This window comes from Haladaptatus sp. W1 (genome assembly GCF_001723155.1).
In the GTDB taxonomy this organism is placed as follows: Archaea; Halobacteriota; Halobacteria; order Halobacteriales; family Haladaptataceae; genus Haladaptatus; species Haladaptatus paucihalophilus.
Map to the genome: position 1 here is coordinate 1 of NZ_MEIH01000290.1, position 1,724 is coordinate 1,724.

At 52.4% G+C, this 1,724-nt stretch carries 3 protein-coding genes; 2 read left to right on the top strand and 1 reads right to left on the bottom strand.

Annotated features, from left to right (window positions below; all coding sequences use genetic code 11):
* Both BG842_RS29905 and BG842_RS27585 read left to right on the top strand, forming a co-directional pair.
* Nucleotides 1–472 (top strand): helix-turn-helix domain-containing protein (locus BG842_RS29905; RefSeq protein ID WP_217493315.1); only part of this gene is annotated, 472 nt, incomplete at its 5' end.
* A 22-nt stretch (nt 473–494) separates the two neighbouring features.
* The gene (locus BG842_RS27585; RefSeq protein ID WP_083252528.1) at nt 495–944 is read left to right on the top strand and encodes an IclR family transcriptional regulator; all 450 of its coding nucleotides are present in this window, start codon (nt 495–497) and stop codon (nt 942–944) included.
* 137 nt (nt 945–1,081) lie between these two features.
* Here BG842_RS27585 and BG842_RS13865 read toward each other — a convergent pair.
* Nucleotides 1,082–1,724 (bottom strand): ABC transporter ATP-binding protein (locus BG842_RS13865; RefSeq protein ID WP_139136122.1); only part of this gene is annotated, 643 nt, incomplete at its 5' end.

The window sequence follows — 1,724 nt, forward strand, 5'->3', positions numbered from 1 at the left end:
CTCGACATCGGCCAGCAGTCACAGTCACAACGGTAACCAGTTTATGCGATTCTCGATCGTCTCGACGAGGTTGGAAAAGGCTGGAGTTACCGAACTCGCAGAAGCGATGGATATCTCGAAAAGTGCAGTTCACCGCCATCTAGCCACGCTCGCCAATCGCGGACGCGTCAGGAAGATAGATGGGAACTATCACTCCGTTTCGAAGGAAACGGAGCAGGTACAGCCGACGTTCGAAATCATCGAGTCGTTGAGTCGGCTCGATAGTGCAACGCCTGCGGAAATTGCGGAGGCTACCGAGAAGTCCAAGGACACTGTCGTAGAATATCTCGTTCAATTAGAACAAGCAGAATACGTAGTCAAACAGGGCGACGAGTATCAAAACAGCCTAAAATTCCTTGATATCGGAAACGCGTCAAATACAATACCGGTATTTTCGACCTTGTCGAAGAGGACAACTCGCCAACGAAAGTGATGAACTTGCACTGTTCAGCGTCATGGAGCACGATCGGAACGTCATCCTGTACAAAGCTCACGGTGAGGAAGCGATTCGAACATCTCACGAGACGGGGCTCCGTGAACCACTTCACTATAGTGCACTCGGAAAGGCGATTCTCGCAGAACTCCCCGAAGATCGGGTCCGGGATATCGCCGACCGTCGTGGACTTGCACCAGTCACCGAGCAGACAATTACCGAGGTCGACGATCTTCTCTCCGAACTCGAAGCAACACGAGAACGCGGGTACGCCGTCGATATGGAGGAGGCGAAACCAGGAATGCGGTGTGTGGCGGCATCCGTCTCTAGTGCAGACAACTCGAATTACGGGGCGATCAGCGTCGCAGCACCGAAAAGTCGAATGCAAGGTGAACGGTTCGAGAATGAAATTCCGGAGCTCGTGAAAGGCGCTGCCAACGTTATCGAACTAAACTCGATTTACGTCGAGTGAGAGAACCAACTTCCATCTCTGGATTTATGATGTCGATTCGACCGTGCGGTCGACAGCACGTCCCTCAATGGTAAAGACGTTCACTCCCGTGTCAGCATCAAACAGGTGAACATCGTTTTCATTAAATTCAATATATATTATATCACGACCGTGGGCTTCACACTTGCTGGGACGCGAATCGTAACTTCTTGGCTCCCCACGTTAGCGTAGATGTAATTGTCACTTCCAACGGGTTCGACGACATCTACGGTCGCCTCGATCGTATTCTCACTGGGTGTGTCTGCGATGTGGGCATCTTCCGGTCGAATGCCAAGGACGAGATTAGCAGTCGTTGTCGACCCTCTGACCTCATCCGCACGTGTTCTCGAGAGTCCGTACTCGAAGCCATCACCAGTAAGAAATGAACCGTCGAGAGTCGCGTCGAAGAAGTTCATTGCCGGACTCCCAATGAAGTCAGCGACGAACAAGTTCGCTGGACTGTTGTAGATCTCTTCAGGCGTTCCAACCTGTTGAATATGCCCGTCAGCGAGGATAACGATGCGGTCGGACATCGTCATCGCTTCCTCCTGGTCGTGGGTAACGTAGACGGTCGTCGTTCCGAGTTCATCGTGAATACGCTGTAACTCGGTTCGCATGTGCATCTTCAGTTTGGCGTCGAGATTCGACAGCGGTTCGTCCATCAGGAACACTTCGGGTTCGCGAACGATGGCACGACCAGTGGCCACGCGTTGCTGTTGGCCTCCGGAGAGGTTACCAGGCTTCTTATCGAGGTGGTCTTCG

Bases quoted from the DNA above. Each gene is read 5' to 3' on its own strand.
- BG842_RS27585 (WP_083252528.1), top strand. From the start codon at position 495: ATGGAGCACGATCGGAACGTCATCCTGTACAAAGCTCACGGTGAGGAA.